Annotated in this window: 14 protein-coding genes; 9 read left to right on the forward strand and 5 right to left on the reverse strand. The window is 63.1% G+C overall.

Annotation, left to right across the window (positions count from 1 at the left end; translation table 11 throughout):
- The first annotated feature begins 139 nt into the window (after positions 1 to 139).
- A complete protein-coding gene (locus tag V8Z74_RS11020; RefSeq protein WP_349709300.1) occupies positions 140 to 1,243 on the forward strand; it encodes an enoyl-CoA hydratase/isomerase family protein in 1,104 nt (367 codons plus the stop codon).
- A gap of 65 nt (positions 1,244 to 1,308) precedes the next feature.
- Here V8Z74_RS11020 and V8Z74_RS11025 read toward each other — a convergent pair whose 3' ends face one another.
- Positions 1,309 to 1,719, reverse strand: coding sequence for a DUF4259 domain-containing protein (locus tag V8Z74_RS11025; RefSeq protein WP_349709302.1), 411 nt, complete (start codon positions 1,717 to 1,719; stop codon positions 1,309 to 1,311).
- A 209-nt stretch (positions 1,720 to 1,928) separates the two neighbouring features.
- Between V8Z74_RS11025 and V8Z74_RS11030 the strand changes: the two genes are divergently transcribed.
- Positions 1,929 to 3,908 (forward strand): oleate hydratase, encoded by a 1,980-nt coding sequence (locus V8Z74_RS11030; RefSeq protein ID WP_349709303.1) that lies wholly within the window; start codon positions 1,929 to 1,931, stop codon positions 3,906 to 3,908.
- A gap of 165 nt (positions 3,909 to 4,073) precedes the next feature.
- On the opposite strand, the gene smpB is transcribed toward V8Z74_RS11030, so the two are convergent.
- Positions 4,074 to 4,547 (reverse strand): SsrA-binding protein SmpB, encoded by a 474-nt coding sequence (gene smpB / locus V8Z74_RS11035; RefSeq protein ID WP_066478963.1) that lies wholly within the window; start codon positions 4,545 to 4,547, stop codon positions 4,074 to 4,076.
- Positions 4,548 to 4,706: 159 nt separating this feature from the next.
- Between smpB and V8Z74_RS11040 the strand changes: the two genes are divergently transcribed.
- Together V8Z74_RS11040 and V8Z74_RS11045 are read left to right on the forward strand one after the other, a co-directional pair.
- A complete protein-coding gene (locus V8Z74_RS11040; protein ID WP_066478965.1) occupies positions 4,707 to 5,159 on the forward strand; it encodes a type II toxin-antitoxin system RatA family toxin in 453 nt (150 codons plus the stop codon).
- Positions 5,152 to 5,505, forward strand: a complete 354-nt coding sequence (locus tag V8Z74_RS11045; protein ID WP_349709304.1) for an RnfH family protein — start codon at positions 5,152 to 5,154, stop codon at positions 5,503 to 5,505. Before V8Z74_RS11040 ends, V8Z74_RS11045 begins: the two co-directional genes overlap by 8 nt.
- Before the next feature lie 80 nt (positions 5,506 to 5,585).
- Here V8Z74_RS11045 and V8Z74_RS11050 read toward each other — a convergent pair whose 3' ends face one another.
- Complete coding sequence (locus V8Z74_RS11050) at positions 5,586 to 6,143, reverse strand: DUF4124 domain-containing protein (RefSeq protein WP_349709306.1); 558 nt, start codon at positions 6,141 to 6,143, stop codon at positions 5,586 to 5,588.
- Between the two features lie 88 nt (positions 6,144 to 6,231).
- On the opposite strand from V8Z74_RS11050, the gene guaB reads away from it, so the two are divergent.
- The 5 genes from guaB (at position 6,232) to V8Z74_RS11075 (ending at position 11,658) form a co-directional block, all read left to right on the forward strand.
- Complete coding sequence (guaB, locus tag V8Z74_RS11055) at positions 6,232 to 7,707, forward strand: IMP dehydrogenase (RefSeq protein ID WP_066478982.1); 1,476 nt, start codon at positions 6,232 to 6,234, stop codon at positions 7,705 to 7,707.
- A 94-nt stretch (positions 7,708 to 7,801) separates the two neighbouring features.
- Positions 7,802 to 8,062 carry a type II toxin-antitoxin system Phd/YefM family antitoxin gene (locus V8Z74_RS11060; RefSeq protein WP_066478983.1) on the forward strand — a complete coding sequence of 87 codons (261 nt, stop codon included), beginning with the start codon at positions 7,802 to 7,804 and terminating at the stop codon, positions 8,060 to 8,062.
- Positions 8,059 to 8,499, forward strand: a complete 441-nt coding sequence (locus V8Z74_RS11065; RefSeq protein WP_066478984.1) for a type II toxin-antitoxin system VapC family toxin — start codon at positions 8,059 to 8,061, stop codon at positions 8,497 to 8,499. The genes V8Z74_RS11060 and V8Z74_RS11065 overlap by 4 nt, the downstream gene beginning before the upstream one ends.
- A gap of 32 nt (positions 8,500 to 8,531) precedes the next feature.
- Positions 8,532 to 10,148 (forward strand): glutamine-hydrolyzing GMP synthase, encoded by a 1,617-nt coding sequence (guaA, locus tag V8Z74_RS11070; RefSeq protein WP_349709308.1) that lies wholly within the window; start codon positions 8,532 to 8,534, stop codon positions 10,146 to 10,148.
- Between the two features lie 307 nt (positions 10,149 to 10,455).
- Positions 10,456 to 11,658, forward strand: a complete 1,203-nt coding sequence (locus V8Z74_RS11075) for a tyrosine-type recombinase/integrase (RefSeq protein WP_166226515.1) — start codon at positions 10,456 to 10,458, stop codon at positions 11,656 to 11,658.
- Between the two features lie 89 nt (positions 11,659 to 11,747).
- On the opposite strand, the gene V8Z74_RS11080 is transcribed toward V8Z74_RS11075, so the two are convergent.
- Complete coding sequence (locus V8Z74_RS11080) at positions 11,748 to 11,993, reverse strand: helix-turn-helix transcriptional regulator (protein WP_015649464.1); 246 nt, start codon at positions 11,991 to 11,993, stop codon at positions 11,748 to 11,750.
- 79 nt (positions 11,994 to 12,072) lie between these two features.
- The gene (locus V8Z74_RS11085; RefSeq protein WP_240936558.1) at positions 12,073 to 13,053 is read right to left on the reverse strand and encodes a LuxR family transcriptional regulator; all 981 of its coding nucleotides are present in this window, start codon (positions 13,051 to 13,053) and stop codon (positions 12,073 to 12,075) included.
- Between the last annotated feature and the right edge of the window lie 52 nt (positions 13,054 to 13,105).

A 13,105-nucleotide genomic window follows, 5' to 3' on the forward strand; every position in this document is an offset into this window, starting at 1 on the left:
CGATACGCCGGCAGGTGCCGGGCAATATTTGTCACTCAATTGTCCGTTTGGAACGGTGGCTGCCACGGATAATTTCCCGTTGCGCGGCAGGCTCGCCTGCCGCAAGCGGCATACCCACAATCCAAAGGAGCGACAAGCCATGGCAGAGACCCTGCTCAATCCCCAGTCCGATGTGATCGCCGAGGTGCGCGGCCGGCTGGGCATGATCACGCTGAACCGGGCCAAGGCGCTCAATGCGCTGTCCCTGGGCATGGTGCGCGATCTGCTGGCCGCCTTGCTCGCATGGCAGAACGACGACAAGGTCATGGCCGTGGCCATCCGCGGCATGGGCAAGGAGGGCGCATTCGGCGCCTTCTGCGCGGGCGGCGACATCCGTTTTCTGCATGCGGCAGGCAGCACCGGCAACCCGCAGCTGGAGGATTTCTTCACCGAGGAATACACGCTCAACCACCTGATCCACCACTACGGCAAGCCCTATATCGCCTTCATGGACGGCATCGTCATGGGCGGCGGCATGGGTATCAGCCAGGGCGGCTCGCTGCGCATCGTGACCGAGCGCACCAAGATGGCCATGCCCGAGACGGCGATCGGCCTGTTTCCCGATGTGGGCGGCGGCTACTTTCTCTCGCGCTGCCCCGGCCATGTGGGCGAGTGGCTGGCCCTGACCGGCGAGACCATCGCTGCGGGCGATGCGTTGGCCTTCGGCCTTGCGGACGGCTGCATTCCGTCCGACCAGCAGGCCGTTCTCTGGGAGACGCTGGCGACCACCGACTTTGCCAATGTTCAGGCACTGGATGCCGTGGTGCGGGCCCGCTTTGTCGAGATGCCGGCCAGGAACGCGGCCCGTCGCGAGGAGATCGACGCCTGCTTTGCCAGGCCCTCGGTGCTGGAGATCGAGCAGTCGCTGCGGGCGGGCAGCGACTGGGCGCGGACGCAGGCAGATGTCCTGCGCAGGCGCTCTCCGCTGATGCTGCATGTGGTGCTGGAGCAGATCCGCCGGGCGCGCGGCATGACGCTGGCCGAGGACCTGCGCATGGAGCGCGACATGGTGCGCCACTGCTTCTACCTGCGCCCCGGCCAGAGCGAGACCGTGGAAGGCATCCGCGCACTGGCGGTGGACAAGGACCACCAGCCGCGCTGGAACCCCGCGCGCATCGAGGATGTGCAGGAGGCGCAGTGGCAGGCCTTCTTCGACAGCCCCTGGCCGGCATTTGCCCATCCGCTGCGCTATCTGCGCCACTGATCCTGCCCCGCGGGCAGGGGCGACGGCCGCCGCCTTTTTCACAGGGTGGCGGACGGGAGCGCAGGTCAATCGCCGCCGACTTCGCGTTCTTCTTCCCAGTCCCCGCTTTCATCGGCCTGCGCCGCAGCCAGGGCCAGCATGCGGTCGAATGTGGCCTCCAGCGTGAGCCTACGGTTGTGCCTGTAGTCGGCATCGGGCTCCAGGGCGTCGATGCTGGCATCCCAGGCAGCCAGAAAGGTTTCTTTCCATCGGGCCAGCGTTGCGCTGGCGGGCCACTGGGGTTCCATGCCGTTTTCGGTCATCACGCACAGCAGTTCGATCCGGCAGGGCACCAGGTCGGCGTCCGGCTCGTCGGCCCCCAGCGATTGCGGCGAGGCCATGGCTTCGGCAATCTCGTCAAGCAGCTGGCCCGTGATGTCGTCCAGCCAGTCCAGTGCGGTGTCGTTGTCGAAGTTCCCGTGCGACCAAGTGCCCATATGACCTCCTGTTGCTGCTTGGCTTGGACAGGAGCCCACCTTAGGTCGCGCCGATGTCAAAGCCGTGTCAGAGAACATCGGCAGGCAGGGGCGGTGCGCAGCCGTGGACTGCGGTGTTCTGGCTCTCTTGCTGCAGATCAATCGGGGTCCGGGTTTTACCTGATATATGTAGGGTGTCACCATCAATGGCATCCGAGAAAGGCAAGACCATGAATCGTGCAGACTTCAACACCCCCAGCCAACCCAGGGCTTCTGTTCGTGTCGAGGCGAATGTTGGGGAGGGCTTCTGGCGCAAGGGCGCGAAAGACACCTTGCCCCCGCCGGACATGGTGGGCCCGTACATGCGCAATCGTCCGGTACCCGCAGCGCCGGTGCCGGGGCGCAAGGCATGGATCATCGGCAGCGGCATCGCCGGGCTGGCAGCGGCTTTCTACCTGATCCGCGACGGCGGCATGAAGGGGGAGGACATCACCATCCTCGACACCCAGCGCGTGGCCGGCGGCTCTCTCGATGGCGCGGGCAATGCCGAGGACGGCTACATCGTGCGCGGCGGCCGTGAAATGAACTGGAACTATGACAACTTCTGGGATCTGTTCCAGGATGTGCCGGCACTGGAGTTGCCCGCAGGCTTCAGCGTGCTCGACGAGTACCGCTGGGTCAACGACAACGACCCCAACTGGTCCAAGGCGCGGCTGATGCACAAGCAGGGCCAGATCCGCGATTTCTCGACGCTGGGCCTGAGCAAGTCGCACCAGTGGGAGATCGTCAAGCTGCTGCTCAAGCGCAAGGAGGACCTGGACGACATCACGATCGAGCAGTATTTCAGCAAGAGCTTCCTCGAGACCAATTTCTGGTACCTGTGGCGTTCGATGTTCGCCTTCGAGAACTGGCAAAGCCTGCTGGAGATGAAGCTGTACATGCACCGCTTCCTCGACGCCATCGATGGCCTGACCGACATGTCGGCCCTGGTGTTCCCCAAGTACAACCAGTACGACAGCTTTGTCGTGCCGCTGACCCGCATGCTGCGGGACCAGGGCGTACGGGTGCAGTTCGATACCCGGGCCCATGACCTGGACCTGCGCGAGGAGGGTGGCAGCCGTACCGTGACCGCGATCCGCTGCAAGGTGGCGGGCCGCGAGGAGACCATTGAAGTCGGCGCCAACGACGTGGTGTTCGCGCTCACGGGATCGATGACCGAGGGCACGGCCTATGGTGACATGGATACGGTGCCGGTGCTGGCGCGCGGCAATGCAGAGCCGGGCGAGGACAGCGACTGGATGCTGTGGAAGAACCTGGCGAAGAAATCGCCGGTCTTCGGCAGGCCCGAGAAGTTCTGCGGCGACGTCTCTCGTTCGATGTGGGAGTCGGCCACGCTGACCTGCAGGCCTTCGCCGCTCATCGACAAGCTCAAGGAGCTGGCCGTCAACGATCCGTATTCGGGCAAAACCGTCACCGGCGGCATCATCACCTTCACCGACTCCAACTGGGTGATGAGCTTTACCTGCAACCGCCAGCCGCACTTTCCCGACCAGCCGGACGACGTGCTGGTGCTGTGGGTCTATGCGCTGCTGATGGACAAGGACGGCAACCATGTCAAGAAGCCCATGCCGGCCTGCACCGGGCGCGAGATCCTGGCCGAGCTGTGCCATCACCTGGGCATCGCCGACCAGCTCGACGCGGTGGCCGCCAACACCAAGGTGCGCCTGGCGCTGATGCCCTACATCACCGCGCAGTTCATGCCGCGCGCGGCGGGCGACCGGCCCCGTGTGGTGCCGCAAGGCTGCACCAACCTGGCCTTGCTGGGCCAGTTCGTGGAGACCAGCAACGACGTCATCTTCACGATGGAGAGCTCGGTACGCACCGCGCGCATCGGCGTCTACACGCTGCTGGGCTTGCCCAAGCAGGTGCCCGACATCAGCCCCACGCAGTACGACATCCGCAACATCCTGAAGGGCGCGCGGGCGCTGAACAACAACGAGCCTTTCCCGGGCGAGCGCCTGCTGCACCGGGTGCTGGGCAACAGCTATTACGCCCATGTGCTGCCGCCGCTGCCCGAAGGCGAGGAGACGCTGCGCGAGCGCGCCGAGGCGGAGCTTTCCACGCTGCTGGGCAAGGGCAGCCAGGCGCTGGCGTCAGCCTCGGGCTGGCTGGAGCGCTGGCGTAGCGGCCTGCGCGACAAAGCCAAATAACGGCGGTCAGCCGGTGTCTGTGGGGCCGGGGAGCCGCAGTCTCCATGCTCCCCAGAGGCCTTGAGACCTGGGGCTGGTCTGCTGCCCTTGAGGCGAGGGCGCAATGAACAGGGCAGCTGCGTACGCATCTCCAGGTATGCCAACCCTGGGGATGCGTCGTGCAGGTCAGCGGCTGCGGTTCTTCATGGCGCGTTCGACCTCCCGCTTGCCTTCGCGGTCCTTGATCACGTCGCGCTTGTCGTGCTCGGCCTTGCCCTTGGCCAGCGCGATATCGCATTTCACGAAGCCGTTCTTCCAGTGCAGGTTGACGGGCACCAGGGTGTAGCCCTTTTGCTCGACCTTGCCGATCAGGCGGCGGATGTCGTCCTTCTTCATCAGGAGCTTCTTGATGCGCGCCGCATCAGGATTGACATGGGTGGAGGCGGTCTTGAGCGGGTTGATCTGGCAGCCCAGCAGAAACAGCTCGCCGTCCTTGATGATCACATAGCCGTCCGTGAGCTGGACCTTGCCGCTGCGCAAGGCCTTGACTTCCCAGCCGTGCAGCACGATGCCAGCCTCGTGGCGCTCCTCGAAGAAATAGTTGAATGCAGCTTTTTTGTTGTCGGCAATGCGCGACGAAGTTTCTGGTTTCTTGGCCATGGAGTATTAAGTGCGGCGCGAACCCGGAGATAAAAGCTCTCCCTACAATACTGGATTGCCGTCTCGCCTCTGGGTGGGATTTTAGTTTCGCATGGCGGCTTTGGGGGCAAAGGCCTGCACGATGCCCTGGAACCGCGGCCATGCTGATTGCTCTTGTCCATGAAAAACGTCAACAAGTCCGTCCTGATCTGGTACAGCCCCGAAGAAATGTTTGCCCTCGTGACGGACGTGGCCCACTATGCCGACTTCCTGCCCTGGTGCGATCAGGCCCGGGTGCTGGAGCAGGACGAGACGGGCATGACGGCCGAAGTGGGCATCGCCTTCGGCGGCCTGCGCAAGTCGTTCGTGACGCGCAACACGCACAGCGATCTGGAAGGGGGCGGCAAGCAGGTACGCATCCGGCTGGTCAAGGGGCCTTTCTCGCGCCTGGAAGGCGATTGGCGTTTCCGCCCGGTGGGCGACGGCAAGCAGCGCGCGTGCCGGGTGGAACTGCAGCTGGACTATGGCTTTGAAAGCGGCGCCCTTGCCGCAGTGATCGGTCCGGTGTTCGATCGCATTGCCGGCTCCATGGTCGATGCCTTCATCAAGCGCGCCGAACAGGTCTATGGCTGAAGCCGCGGTGCTGAAGATCACGCTGGCCTACAGCCCGTGCGCGGGCAGCGTGCATGAACGGCTTCTGGAGCTGGCGCCTGGGGCAAAGGTCGAGGACGCAATAACCGCAGCCGGCGGATGGGCGGCGCTGGGTCTTGCGGGAGTGAGGGAGGGCGCTTCCATGGTAGGCATCTGGGGGAAGCGCGTGCGGCCGGAGCAGCTTCTGGCCGATGGCGACCGCGTGGAATGCTACCGGCCCTTGAGCGTGGATCCCAAGGTCGCACGCCGTGAGCGTTTTGCCCGGCAAGGCGCGCGCGGTGCGGGCCTTTTCAAGCGGCAGCGCCCGGGCGCCAAGGCCGGCTACTAGCATCGCACAGCTGCTGCAAAGCGCCGGCCCACCAAAAAGCGCCCCTGAACGGGCGCTTTTGCTTGTAGGGCAGGTGGGGCTTATTGCGCCGCTTGCGGTGCCGGTCCGCAGTCGGAGGCGATCACGGCATCGGCGCGCTTGACCTCGGCTTCCCGGGTCGCATCGTCCATGAAGCCGCGCTCGCCCTTGGCATTGACATGGGCGAGCAACTGGCCGGAAGTCAGCGCCGTCCTGGACTGCCTGGCGCGTGCGCAGTTGTCCTGGCGTTGCTTCTCGCGCTGCAGCTGCTCGGCCCTGGCCTTGGCAGCTTCCTGTTCTTCCTGCTTGCGCTTTTGCTCTTCCAGCCCCTTGTCCACGCCTTTGTCCGTGCTCTTGTCTTCGGGCCGGGCGGCGGATTTCTCGGGCGCTGCTGCGGTGGCAACGGTGGCGGAAGTTGCCGCACCGCTGGCGGGGATGCCGGCTTGCCGGGTGGCTGCCGAGCCGGGCTGGCGCAGGATGTTCTTGCTCGGAATGTCGGGTGGCGGCGCGCGGTCGCTGAACACCTTGTGGCCCTGGCCGTCTATCCATTGCCACTGCGCCATGGCAGGGACGGCGCAGCAGGCGACGGCGGCAATCAAAGCGAGCTTGATGGAATGCATGGGGGTAGTGAATCCTGTGGGGCCTCTGGAGGCAGAGCATACATTGTGGGCCAAGACGCGGGTACAATCCTTCTTTTGGAGCCTTCACATGCGCCTTCTCGGAAAAGCACTGACCTTTGACGACGTCCTGCTCGTTCCCGCCTACTCCGAAGTCCTGCCCAAGGACGTTTCCCTCGCCACCCAATTCACCCGCAATATCCGCCTGAACCTGCCCCTGGTGTCTGCCGCCATGGACACGGTGACGGAAGCGCGCCTGGCCATTGCCATTGCGCAAGAGGGTGGTATCGGCGTGATCCACAAGAACATGACGGCCGAGCAGCAAGCGGCCGAAGTGTCCAAGGTCAAGCGCCATGAATCCGGCGTCGTGCACGACCCCGTGGTCATCACGCCCGAGCACACGGTGCTGCAGGTGCTGCAGCTGTCCGAAGAGCGGGGGATATCGGGCTTCCCCGTCTGCGACGGAGGCAAGGTGGTCGGCATCGTGACCAGCCGCGATGTGCGCTTCGAGACCCGCTATGACGTCAAGGTCCGTGAGATCATGACGCCGCGCGAGAAGCTCATCACCGTCAATGAAAAGGACGGCACCACGCCCGCCCAGGCCAAGGCCCTGCTCAACAAGCACAAGCTCGAGCGCCTGCTGGTCGTCAACGACGCTTTCGAGCTCAAGGGCCTGATCACCGTCAAGGACATCAACAAGCAGACCACCTTCCCCAATGCGGCGCGCGATGCCGCAGGCCGCCTGCGCGTGGCCGCGGCCGTCGGCGTCGGTGCCGGCACTGAAGAGCGTGTGGAGCTGCTGGTCAAGGCCGGCGTGGATGCCCTGGTCGTGGATACGGCCCATGGCCATTCCAAGGGCGTGATCGAGCGCGTGCGCTGGGTCAAGCAGAACTATCCGCAAGTGGATGTGATCGGCGGCAACATTGCCACCGGTGCAGCCGCGCTGGCCCTGGTGGAAGCCGGTGCCGATGCGGTCAAGGTCGGTATCGGCCCCGGCTCCATTTGCACGACCCGCATCGTGGCAGGCGTGGGCGTGCCCCAGATCATGGCCATCGACAACGTGGCCCAGGCGCTCAAGGGTACCGGCGTACCCCTGATCGCCGACGGCGGCATCCGCTTCTCGGGCGATATTTCCAAGGCCCTGGCTGCCGGCGCTTCCACCATCATGATGGGCGGCATGTTCGCGGGTACCGAAGAGGCTCCCGGCGAAGTCATCCTCTACCAGGGCCGCTCGTACAAGAGCTACCGCGGCATGGGCTCCATCGGTGCCATGCAGCAGGGCTCGGCCGACCGCTACTTCCAGGAATCGACCACCGGCAACCCCAATGCCGACAAGCTGGTTCCCGAAGGCATCGAAGGCCGCGTCCCCTACAAGGGCTCCATGGTTTCCATCGTCTACCAGATGGCGGGCGGCGTGCGCGCCTCCATGGGTTACTGCGGCTGCGCCACCATCGTCGAGATGAACGAGAAAGCCGAGTTCGTGGAGATCACCGCGGCCGGTATTCGCGAATCTCACGTGCACGACGTGCAGATCACCAAGGAAGCGCCCAACTATCGCGCTGACTAAGTGCGGTGACTCTGACCAGATTGCGATGATCTGGTCAGAATGCTAAAATCTGGCCTGAGTCTAAATTCAGGCCAGATTTTTTGTTTTCCAGCCCATGCAATCTGTCGGTATCTACGAAGCCAAGACCCGTTTCTCCGCCTTGATCGAACTGGTGGAGCAGGGCGAGGAGGTGCGCATCACGCGCCACGGCAAGGAGGTCGTGCGCATGCTGCCGGTGCGCCGCAAGCCCGTGATCACCGATGAGCAGATTGCCCGGGAGCTGAAACAGATCCAGGCGCTGCAGCAAACCATTCAAGCACCGAAAGCTACGGATTCCGTAGCAGTTCTGCGCCGGACAGGCCGGAGCGACGCATGAGCGCCGCGGCTTTCGTCCTCGATGCATCGGTCACCGCAGCATGGCTGCTGCCCGATAGCGCCAGCGAACACACCCAGCGCCTGTATGCCCGCATCCGCCGCGATGAGGTCGACCCCCAGGCACCCAATCTGTGGCAGTGGGAATGCGGAAATCTGATCGCCTCGGGCGTGAATAACGGCCGTATCCCGCATGCCAGTGTCGAAGGCCTGTGGAGCGTGCTGGAGGCCATTCGCCATCGCGTGGAGTTGCACGATCTGGCCCCCGCCCAGCACAAGGCCGTGCTCGATGTGGCGCTCGATACCGGCCTGCCTGCTTACGATGCCGCCTACCTGTGGCTGGCGCAGTCCTTGCGCCTGCCGCTGGCCACTTTTGATGAAGCCCAGATGGCGGCTGCCAGGAAACGAGGCATTGCATTGCTGGCCCCTGAAGATTTCTAGAACCTTTCTTCCCTCTCTTGCCCTTGAACACCATGCAACACGACAAGATTCTCATTCTGGACTTTGGCTCCCAGGTCACGCAGCTGATTGCACGCCGCGTGCGCGAGGCCCATGTGTACTGCGAAGTCCATCCCTGCGACGTGAGCAGCGACTGGGTGCGCGAATTTGCTGCCGACGGCAAGCTCAAGGGCATCATCCTGTCCGGCAGCCATGCCAGCGTTTACGAAGTGGACGACCGAGCCCCCGACGCCGTGTTCGAGCTGGGCCTGCCCGTTTTGGGCATCTGCTATGGCATGCAGACCATGGCGACCCAGCTGGGCGGCAAGGTCGAGGGCTCCAACAGCCGCGAATTCGGCTATGCCGAAGTCCGCGCGCACGGCCACACCGAACTGCTCAAGGGCATCGAGGACTTCGTCACGCCCGAAGGCCACGGCATGCTCAAGGTCTGGATGAGCCATGGCGACAAGGTCACCGAACTGCCTCCGGGCTTCAAGGTCATGGCTTCCACGCCGTCCTGCCCCATCGCCGGCATGGCCGACGAGGCGCGCCGTTACTATGCGGTGCAATTCCACCCCGAAGTCACCCACACCGTGCAGGGCCAGGCGTTGCTCAATCGCTTCGTGCTGGACATCTGCGCAACCAGGGCAGACTGGATCATGGGCGACTACATCGAGGAAGCCGTGGCCAGGATTCGCGAGCAGGTTGGCGACGAGGAAGTGATCCTGGGCCTGTCCGGCGGCGTGGACTCCTCCGTGGCCGCGGCGCTGATCCATCGCGCCATCGGCGACCAGCTGACCTGCGTGTTCGTGGACCACGGCCTGCTGCGCCTGAACGAGGGCGACATGGTCATGGACATGTTCGCAGGCAAGCTGCACGCCAAGGTGGTGCGCGTCGATGCTTCCGAGCTGTTCCTGGGCGAACTGGCCGGTGTTTCGGATCCCGAGCAGAAGCGCAAGATCATCGGCCGCCTGTTCGTCGATGTGTTCAAGGCCGAAGCCGCCAAGCTCAAGGCCGCCACTGCCGGCTCCAAGGGCGCGACCTTCCTGGCCCAGGGCACGATCTATCCCGACGTGATCGAATCGGGCGGCGCCAAGAGCAAGAAGGCCGTGACCATCAAGAGCCACCACAACGTGGGCGGCCTGCCCGAGCAGCTGGGCCTGAAGCTGCTGGAGCCGCTGCGCGACCTTTTCAAGGACGAAGTGCGCGAACTCGGCGTGGCCCTGGGTCTGCCGCGCGGCATGGTGTATCGCCATCCCTTCCCCGGCCCCGGCCTGGGCGTGCGCATTCTGGGTGAAGTGAAGAAGGAATATGCCGACCTGCTGCGCCGTGCCGACGCCATCTTCATCGAAGAGCTGAACAACTGGATCGACGAAAAGACCGGCAAGAGCTGGTACGACCTGACCAGCCAGGCCTTCACCGTCTTCCTGCCCGTCAAGAGCGTGGGCGTGATGGGCGATGGCCGCACCTACGACTACGTCGTGGCCCTGCGCGCCGTGCAGACCAGCGACTTCATGACCGCCGACTGGGCCGAGCTGCCCTATGGCCTGCTGAAAAAGGTCTCCGGCCGCATCATCAACGAAGTGCGCGGCATCAACCGCGTGACCTACGACGTCTCGACCAAGCCGCCGGCAACCATCGAGTGGGAGTGATTTGGCGTCTGGCATCGGCTGGCACCGAGTAGCACGAAAACACACCTAAGCCCGCGTCACTGCGGGCTTTTTTGTGATTTCTTCCGGCACTGGCTGGCAATCTTTGGTATCGCCAAGCACCGTTTTTTCATGGCATGATGAATGGCATTGAATGCTTCGATGCCATGAGATGCCGCCGATGCCATGTAACCGCCTTTCTGGTGATCATGGTATTGATATAGCGTAGTGCAATGATTTCATTGTGTTTTTACGCCAAGGTGGGGTTGGTTCCAGATCATGGTATTTAAGCCGAATCAGGGCGAGAACCATGCTGACCGATACCAAGCTGCGTAACCTCAAGCCGAGGGACAAGCTCTACAAGGAAAATGACCGTGACGGCCTCTATGTGGCCGTCACGCCCGCTGGGGCGATCTCGTTCCGCTACAACTACTCGATCCACGGTCGGCAGGAGACCATCACCTTCGGCCGCTATGGCGTCGGCGGCATCACCCTTGCGGAAGCCCGCGAGCGGTTGGGAGAGGCTAAGAAGATGATCGCAGCCGGGAAGTCGCCGGCCAAAGAGAAGGCTCGGGACAAGGCCCGCGTCAAGGATGCGGAGACGTTCGGGGCGTGGGCGGAAAAGTGGCTGCGCGGCTACCAAATGGCTGACTCCACCCGCGACATGCGCCGTTCAGTCTACGAGCGCGAGCTGAAGCCGAAATTCGGCAATCAGAAACTGGGAGAGATCACCCACGAGGACTTGCGGGCGCTGACCGATGCCATCGTGGAGCGCGGTGCACCGGCGACCGCAGTGCATGCTCGCGAGGTGATGTTGCAGGTCTTTCGCTGGGCCATCGAGCGCGGCCAGAAGGTCGAGAACCCGGCAGAGCTGGTGCGGCCGACGACTATCGCCAAGTTCGAGCCGCGCGACCGTGCGCTGACGCCCGACGAGATCGGTCTGATGTATCAGTACATGGAGCGCATCGGCACAACGCCATCCATTCGGGCTGCCGCCAAGTTGTTGCTGCTGACGATGGTGCGCAAGAGCGAGCTGACCAACGCGACCTGGAGCGAGATCAACTTCAGCGAGGCGCTTTGGACCATCCCGAAGGAGCGGATGAAGCGACGCAATCCGCACCTGGTGTTCCTGTCCCGGCAGGCGTTGGACATCTTCATTGCCCTCAAGACCTTTGCCGGCGGATCGGACTACGTGTTGCCGTCGCGGTACGACTCGGACTTGCCCATGAGCAGCGCCACGCTCAACCAGGTGCTGACGCTGACGTATCGGCTGGCGCAGAAGGAAGGGAAGTCGCTCGCCAAGTTCGGGCCACATGACTTGCGGCGCACGGCCAGCACGTTGTTGCATGAGGCCGGCTACAACACGGACTGGATTGAGAAGTGCCTTGCGCACGAGCAGCGAGGCGTCAGGGCCGTCTACAACAAGGCCGAGTACCGCGAGCAGCGGACGGCGATGTTGCAAGACTGGGCGGACATGATCGACGAATGGACACTGAAGCGGCCGAAGGCGTAAGCCAGAAGATTACAGTTCGCTCGCCTGCCCGAACATCGAGGCATGGCCCCGGGTTTCATTGACACTTGAGGGGCGTAGCGTTTTAGCCGCTAAAAAGTGGCTGCTGCGACCGACGGGGTGAAGCCGGGACGCATGGCCTGAGTGCCCGATGCCTTGCGCGCCTCGATCCATTCCTCGACCTCGGCCAAGTCCCAGGCGACGTTTCGGCTGGTGAGCGCAATGCGACGCGGAAACTCCCCCCGCTGCTCCATATTGAAAATCGTGCGCTCAGACAGCGGGATCATCGCCAGTAGCTTCTTGCGGTTGATGAGCGTCTTACTTGTCGTTGTCTGCATCCCTTGGCCTCTTTCAGTCACTTGCGAACATGTGCCTGATGGTGCCTGTGAATGCGGATTGTTTCGTCCTATTAGTTGGTCAATTTGGTTGACGCCGCGAGCGCGACTTTGAACTCAAGTGGAACATCGCAGGGATCGACGTCAGTGCCTTCGATACGGCTTGGCGTTCTATACCTAGCTTTCGCGCAATCTCCGACTGGTTGAGTCCAGACCGCTGGAGCATCAGCATCTGCTTTTTGCGATCCGATAGCTTTGAGTCCACCATCAGCCGTGCTTGATTGCGCAGCTCTGCCTTGTCCGCCGGCTGTAAGGTCTGGCCTGCGACATAGTGGAAGAAGTAGCTGTCAACCAGTTGATCGCCCGATTTCACTTGGGCAGTGGCCGGCTTCGCGCATTGCTGGTTGAGTCTCGCCAGTTCGAGGTCGAATTGCGCGAGGGATCGCCTTGCTTGTCTGTAGACAGGGTTCCATGCGCCGCTCGGCAATTTAGGCCGGTGATCCAGGCAATACAGGCTGCTTAGTCGAAGCCTTTCCTCTGGATCGTCCGCCTTCGGATCATCGCTCCCGCCGGCGAATGAGGTCAGCTCGGCGAGTGATCCGCAGAACCGGCAGAACCCCTGGAGGCGTTCGCCATTCAGTCGGGTGTCGCGCACCTTCGACTTCACCGGCCGTTTGCAGGCGCAGTCCCATACAAGCCCGATCAACGATTCGAGTGTTGCAACAAACCGCCGATCTCTTGGCGTCTGCCTATCCTCCGTTTTGATGAACTGGCGCAGCAACTGCCGCTGCATGCGAACCATCGCATCAAGTCCAATCAGTCGAATGATTCCGCTGAAGCTCACCCCTGTTCCTGCTCCGGGGATATGGCCCAAGTAGCGTTGTGGCAGCGTCGCCGTGTACGCAGCCACGGCGGGGTCAATAAGTTCCTGTAACAGCCCAACGATGGGGTAGCGCCGCGAGGAGGCGGAATACGGCCGCCAGCGATCCTCAAACTGCCCGATGGCTTCCGAGACAGTGGGATCGCAGCCTTCCCAGATGACAATGGTTGGATCGTTCTTCATGTCAACCATTTTGGACAACTAATAAGATGTAGGCAACCCCCAATAACGCCTA

This window comes from Comamonas sp. w2-DMI (genome assembly GCF_040187735.1).
Classification (GTDB): Bacteria; Pseudomonadota; Gammaproteobacteria; order Burkholderiales; family Burkholderiaceae_C; genus Comamonas; species Comamonas terrae.